Source organism: Paracraurococcus ruber, from assembly GCF_004353985.1.
Taxonomy (GTDB): domain Bacteria; phylum Pseudomonadota; class Alphaproteobacteria; order Acetobacterales; family Acetobacteraceae; genus Paracraurococcus; species Paracraurococcus ruber.
Genome location: NZ_SMOA01000287.1, coordinates 1 through 6,368, shown reverse-complemented (window position 1 = coordinate 6,368; position 6,368 = coordinate 1). Strand labels below are relative to the sequence as shown.

4 protein-coding genes and 1 pseudogene are annotated in these 6,368 nt (G+C 66.9%); 2 read left to right on the top strand and 3 right to left on the bottom strand.

Annotation, left to right across the window (positions count from 1 at the left end):
- Positions 1-171: 171 nt before the first annotated feature.
- The 3 genes and pseudogenes from E2C05_RS27115 to E2C05_RS33445 all read right to left on the bottom strand — a co-directional run bounded on the left by E2C05_RS27115 (position 172) and on the right by E2C05_RS33445 (position 2,921).
- A pseudogene (locus E2C05_RS27115) lies at positions 172-1,146 on the bottom strand (IS5 family transposase).
- Positions 1,147-1,237: 91 nt separating this feature from the next.
- Positions 1,238-1,753 (bottom strand): c-type cytochrome, encoded by a 516-nt coding sequence (locus E2C05_RS27110; RefSeq protein WP_158292392.1) that lies wholly within the window; start codon positions 1,751-1,753, stop codon positions 1,238-1,240.
- A gap of 22 nt (positions 1,754-1,775) precedes the next feature.
- The gene (locus E2C05_RS33445; RefSeq protein WP_158292391.1) at positions 1,776-2,921 is read right to left on the bottom strand and encodes a hypothetical protein; all 1,146 of its coding nucleotides are present in this window, start codon (positions 2,919-2,921) and stop codon (positions 1,776-1,778) included.
- Between the two features lie 454 nt (positions 2,922-3,375).
- Between E2C05_RS33445 and E2C05_RS27105 the strand changes: the two genes are divergently transcribed.
- Entirely contained in the window at positions 3,376-5,268 is a 1,893-nt protein-coding gene (locus tag E2C05_RS27105; protein WP_133222771.1) for a peroxidase family protein, read from the top strand.
- Positions 5,269-5,563: 295 nt separating this feature from the next.
- Positions 5,564-6,368 (top strand): IS5 family transposase gene (locus E2C05_RS27100; protein WP_133222770.1). Its coding sequence is split into 2 segments (ribosomal slippage), with 806 coding nucleotides annotated over them: positions 5,564-5,951 and positions 5,951-6,368; the frame shifts between segments, so codons are not numbered across the junction. This gene is flagged as partial in the annotation.

The window sequence follows — 6,368 nt, the reverse complement described above, 5'->3', positions numbered from 1 at the left end:
GCCCGCGCAATAAGGTTTTCCTGACCAATCCGCCGCCGTGCCATGCTGACCTCCTTCGCCCACACAGGCAGCGAATCAGCCCAGCGCGCGTCGCGTCCAAACACATCCGCGCACAGGTCTCGTTACAGGGGTCGGTGACCTGGACGCATTCGCCCCTGTCTGCGCTTGTGATCAGGCGACGCGAAGGTATTCGGGCCGCCCAAGCTCAAGCATTCGGTTCAGCACGTCGGCGGCGATGGCTACCTCGGTCGCCTGTAGCCTGTCGCCGGTCCGTGCGGGAGCGGAGCCCGTCACCGATGACGCGCTTCCACCGGGAGACGTCGGCCTCTACCAGGCCACGCCAGTTGTAGCCCGACGCGCGCTGCCAGCCCCTTCGGCCGCGTTCGGCAATACACCGAAGGTGCGCATCCGCTGCGTCGGCGCGGTTTCGGCCGCGCCGCTCGACACCGCGCTCGAGCGTGGCGGGACCACCACGGCCGCGCTGGGATGATGCGCCGTGACCTCGGCATAGACAGCGTCCCGATCGGAAGCACCATCGCCGGTGAAAGTCGCCACAGAGCCATCAACCCGGTCGAGCAAGGGGCCGACTTGCTTGCGAGCCATCGTCAGCATCCCTGTCGGTCAGTACCGAGGCGCCGATCTGGCCCGTATCGGCGTCGGTCGCGGGGTGCAGCACCCTCCAGGCTCGGCGCCGCCTACTGCCATGCTTCTCCTCCAAGCAGCTTCCGGGACCGCACAGCCGTAGTCCGGTGCTATCGACCAACAGGTGCACCGGCTCACGCCCGCAGCGCGACTGCGTCACCTCGAGCGTCCCGCCGCGGCGGCTGAGAGTACTTTGGTCCGGGACGGCGAGGTCGAGGCCGAGCAACTGCAGAATGGAGCCGATCAGGCCCTCGGTCTGCCGCAACGCCAGGTGGAATACGGCCGCAGCGTCAGGGCGATGGCGATCGCCAGGGCCAAGTATTTCGGCTGCCCACCTCGGCCAGTGCGCGCTTCGGCGCGCCAGCCCTCAATCGCCGCCTCGGAAAACCACACGGTCAGGCTGCCCCGAGCCCGCAGACCCACATCGTACTCCGCCCAGTTCGTCACCCGGTGGCGCTGCTGCGGGATGTGGTGCCCACGATCAGCGTTGGCCTTGAACGGCAAGCTCGGTCCACCCTCGGTCATCGAGGGCTGGCCCTCCTCGCCAGCCTATCCGACACACCCAGACTGGGCGACCTATGCAACAACGCCGAGCTTAGCGGGTCGTCGCGACCGCGGGCAGGCAGTCGCCTGGCAGGGTCGCGTCGGGATCGCGGAGCAGGGCGACCAGCGCGCCGTCGCCGCCGGGATGCAGCGCCGCTTGTTGGTACCTGAACCGCGCCGGCCAGTGGCTCTTCACATAGATCAGGACCGCTTCGATTTCCGCCTGCGCGAGTCGGTCGTCGAAGGCCGGCATGGCAGACCCCGCCCCTGGGTTGCTGCCACGAGCGACCAGTCGGAAAAGCTCGGCGTCGGAGTGCTGCCAGGCATGCCCGGTGACGCCGAGTGGCGGAATCCGCTGGCCCGGCGGGCCAGCGATCCGGCCCTGCAGGCTTGCCCCATGGCAGCCGGCGCATTCCTCGGTGTAGATCCTGGCGCCGCGGGACAGCTCCGGGCCGCCAAAACTTGGGGTCAGGGCCAGGGCGGCGCCGACCGCGCCGAGACCGCTGATCAGGACCGATGCCGCCAGGTAGGCGGCGAAGGCTGGGCCCTGCATCGGGAGGGTCGCCATGGGCTGCACTCCCCCACCATGCTCACCGGGCCGCGGACGAGGGCAGGGTGGCGAGCCGTTGCACGGCGTCCTGCCCGCCGCCGTATTCGGCGTGTTGCATCCCGTAGTAGGCGAGGAAGAAGATCCCGATGGCAGCGGCGAAGCACCCGCCTGCCCGACTGGCCTCGCCGACCGGTCCACGACGCCCGGCATGCACCGCATGGTGCAGCGCGGTCGGGCCATGCAGGAACATCGCCGCCATCGCAACGATGGTAGGCAGATGGCCGATGGCGTCCATCCGTCCGAAATCGATGATGGCCAAGGTGAAGATCAGGCCGAGCCCGAGGATGCCGAGCCGCAGCATGCCCAAGCCGGTCAAGATGTAGAAGGCGAAGGCGAACTCGACAAAGCCCGCCAGGACCAGGAAGGCGTCGGCCGGGATCCCGAGCGTTAGGTAGGGACGGGCCGCGAGCAAAGGGAAGGTCCATTGTGGATAGGCCCACTTCTCGATCGCACCCCACATCAGTGTGGCGCAGATGCTCGTGTACAGGATGGGCATCCGCAGCGCTCGCGCCCGCTCCGAGGTGCAAGAGGTCAGCACCATGTAGGCTGCCATGCCGAGGAACATCGGGTAGTCGGCAAGGTGGAAAGCGCCGTACTGCGCCGCGCCGTAGCCGTAGAGCACCAGGATGCCGATGCCGCCGAAGGCGCAACTGCGGGCCGAGAGCATGCTTACAGCGATCCCGAACTGCAACCAAGGCAGCCACTCAGCACCGGTCCGCAGCTCCGGCGTGAGGATGACCCCGCCGCCAGCGAAGAGTGCCACGAAATAGGCACCCGTCCCGGCACGCAGCAGCGTCTCGGTGGCGTCCGGATCGCCGGGCCGGCTGAACCGGGGCCATGCCTTGGTGACCAGTCGGTCGAGCAGGAAACTTCCAGCCACCAGCAAAGCGAAGCCGCCAAAGGTCAACAGGAACTGCAACGTCAGCACCTCGGCGAGCGGCTGCGGTGCCTGCGTGACGTCGTAGGGCGCGAACCATTTGATGTGCGCCTTGGCGGATACCGGCAGCAGGGAGAGCGCCGCAGCCGCTGCCGGCGCAGCCTGCCGCAGGAAGGCGGTGGAGCGCGGGGTGCGGGAACCTCGTGCCATTGGCGGCAGAGACGGCGATGTCGGTGCGAACGGCCTCATCCTGGCCTCCTCGGCCTAGCATGGAGGCCTTGTGCCCCCGGCCCTGACTGTCGGCAGAACCGGCTGGTGCCGCTGTGCCGACCGGCACATGCCTGGGCATCCTCTGCTTTTTTGTTACTTTTTCACGCCAAAGCGCTGTCAATGCTTTCCGAGGGGCAGTTCAGCTCTAGATTTTGTGCACCCTATTCTACTGCGAGTTTTGCATTGCACGTTCCGATGGTGCGCGGCGGCACATCATCCATTCCCCCTCGGGCCGCATCATCGGGTGGTGGCGCTCGGAATGCGCGCCACGCGACCCTGAACACAAGGGTCCTGGTCCGACGCCACTCAGCGTCGGGCCAAACGGGGGTGGCGAATCATTCTGGCTGACCGGTGCTCGCGGAGCATTCCACCAAGAGACGCCGCCTCCCTCGTGCGGAACAATGGAAGCTTTGCCCTGACTGAGGAGAGTCTGATGTTCCTGCAATTCAAGCACGGCGGGCATGTTCTTTCGAAGACCGGCGCCGAAGAGCACAGCCGTTTCGGCCTACGGGCGGCCGAGCTCGCTCCGGCCGCCACCGGCGAGGACTTCGACGAAGACAACCTGACGCCGTTCCGCTACCTGATCGGCGTCGCCGGTCCGGAAGACCTGCTGCAGGTCGGTGAGGAGACGGTCAGGGCGCTCGACGCGCTCGGCGTTGCCATGGTCGATCAGCCCGCCGATACGAACAATCCCGATGCAAGCTTTCCCCCGATCTTCACCTACTGGAGCCAGTTCATCGACCATGAGCTGACCGCCCGGACCGACCGCACGACCGAGACTTCCGACATCACAGTGGATACGCCGGCGCTAAAACCCGCCGACCGGAAGACGGTGGAGCGCGACCTGCTCAATCGGCGTACTCCGGCGCTCGAACTCGACTGCCTCTATGGCGACGGGCCTCCCGGCCGCCACGGGGAGAAATCGCGCCGGGCAGCAGGCCGGAACCTGCGCCTGGCACGGCGGCTGCGCGACGGCGCGAAGATGCGGATCGGCACCGCCGAGGTCGTGCCGCCGGATGCGAATTCGGCCGGCCCGATCCCGCCGCCGTCCGACGACCTGCACCGCGACCTGCCGCGGATCGGCGCCTTGCTCGATCTCGGCGTGGTTAGGGAAGACGATTTTCCGCATGAGGTACGGGACAGCCCAACCTTCCGCCAGCGAGCCTTCATCGGCGACCCGCGCAACGACGAGAACCTGATCGTCGCCCAGTTCCATACGGCGCTGCTCCGCTTTCACAACGCGGTCGTCGACTGGCTCCGGTTCAAGGATCCTCGGCAGGAAGCGCGCAGCCAGGACGAGTTGTTCGAGGACACCCGCCGGATCGTCCGCTGGACCTTCCAGTGGCTGACGGTGAACCAGTTCTTGACGACTCTGCTGCGGGCCGACGTGGTCGACAAGGTCCTGCAGGAACGCGCGCCGCTCTACCGCAAATGCTTCGGTTCGGTGCGTGAGCCATTCATGCCGGTTGAGTTCTCGGTCGCCTGCTATCGCTTCGGCCATTCGATGATCCGGGAGAGCTACGACTATAACCGGAACTTCGGCCGCAAGCCTGACGACAGCCCGGGATTCCTCATCCCGAGCGCGTCCCTCGGCCTGCTGTTCCTGTTCACCGGCAAATCGGCGACGCCGTTCGATCCTGGCCGGCAAGCGCCACAGAAAACGCTGCCACACAACTGGATCATCGAATGGGACCGGTTCGACGGTACCAACCCGCACGACGAATCAAACGTCGTGATCCCCGGCCAGAACGGCCGGCCGGACCGGAACGTCACCATTCCCGGTCGCTTCGCACGGAAGATCGACACCCATCTGGCACCGACGCTCGGTGTCCTGCCGAACGAAGCTGCCGCGCCGGCGGAGGGGGGCGGCCACGAGGAACGGAGACTTGCCGAACTGCTCAGACACCTCGCGCGGCGCAACTTGCGGCGCGGCTACCAGCTTGCCCTGCCGACTGGTCAGGCAGTGGCGAAGGCGGTGGGCGTGGCGCCGCTGAGCGGCGAGGAACTGGGCAAGGATGCCAGCCCGGCGATGCTGCAGGCGATGCAGCAGGGTGGGTTCTTCGAGCGCACGCCGCTCTGGTTCTACGTGCTCAAGGAGGCCGAGGTGCGCGAGGGCGGGCAGCGCCTCGGCGAGGTCGGCAGCCGCATCGTGGCGGAAACCATACTCGGCGTGTTGCTGGCCGATCCGGAATCCTATCTCGTCGGCAACCGCAACTGGGATCCGTCCCAGTCGACGCCGGGTGCTGGCGGGCCGCTCAGGCTGCCCGACGGGCGGACGATCAAGACGATCCACGACTTGCTCCAGTTCGCGGGCGTGGCGGTCTAAAGGTGATGGTCTGATGCAGCGGCCCCGATGCCTGGATGCATCGGGGTCACTCGGACGCCGGGCGGCCTTGGGCCCAACTGCTGGGGCCTCGGTTTCCGGAACGGGGCGTTGCGGCAGCGTGCGGCGCCTCACCTCCTCGACGCTGCAGGGGCGATTCCTGGCCACGTAGCGGTGGTGTATCCTCGCCGGGCCGCACGCCGGACCGATACGTCTTAGTGTCTGTCCGGGAACGTGTTGAGTCATCTGAATCGGTTGTGACTGGTGTGTGGTGGTTGGCGGTGGGCGAAGTGGCGGGATGTGGACGCCGGAAAACCGCGGTCGGTATGACCGCAGCAAGCTGCGCTACCCGAGTGACCTTACGGACGCGGAGTGGGTGTTGGTCGAGCCGCTGATCCCGCCAGGGAAGCCAGGCGGCAACAAACGTACGGTGGTGGAGCGGGCGGTGGTGAACGGGGTGATGTACATCCTGTCGACCGGCTGCCAGTGGTCGGCGCTGCCGAAGGATCTGCCGCCGAAGAGCACGGTGAACGATTACCTGCGGCGCTGGGACGAGGATGGGACGCTCGAGCGCATCCACCACGCGCTCTACGTGCTGTGCCGCGAGCAGGCCAGACGCGATGCCAGCCCGACGGCCGCGATCATCGACAGCCAGAGCGTCAAGAGCGCGGAAAAAGGGGGCGCTGCATCGACCCGCCGGGCTACGACGCGGGCAAGAAGATCAAAGGCAAAAAGCGCCATGTGCTGGTCGACACCCAGGGCCTGCTGATGCAGGCGGTGGTGCACGCTGCCGACATCCAGGACCGCGACGGCGGCGTGCTGCTGATGAGCACGCTGTTCGGTCTCTACCCGTTCCTGCTCAAGCTTTATGCCGACAGCGGGTACCAGGGCGCCAAGTTCCAGGACGGCTTGAAGGCCGCCTGTGGCCAGGTGAACCTCGAGATCGTCCGACGCTGCGACCGGCACCGCTTCGTCGTGCTGCCGAAGCGCTGGATCGTCGAACGGACTATCGCCTGGCTGAACCGCTGTCGTCGCCTCGCCAAGGATTGGGAGTGCCTGAACCGGTCAGGCCTGTGCTTCCTGCGCTGGGCCTCCGTCCGCCT

Excerpts from the sequence above, each read along its gene's own strand:
- E2C05_RS27105 (WP_133222771.1), top strand. The coding sequence starts at position 3,376 with ATGTTCCTGCAATTCAAGCACGGCGGGCATGTTCTTTCGAAGACCGGC.
- E2C05_RS27110 (WP_158292392.1), bottom strand. The coding sequence starts at position 1,753 with ATGGCGACCCTCCCGATGCAGGGCCCAGCCTTCGCCGCCTACCTGGCG.
- E2C05_RS33445 (WP_158292391.1), bottom strand. The coding sequence starts at position 2,921 with ATGAGGCCGTTCGCACCGACATCGCCGTCTCTGCCGCCAATGGCACGA.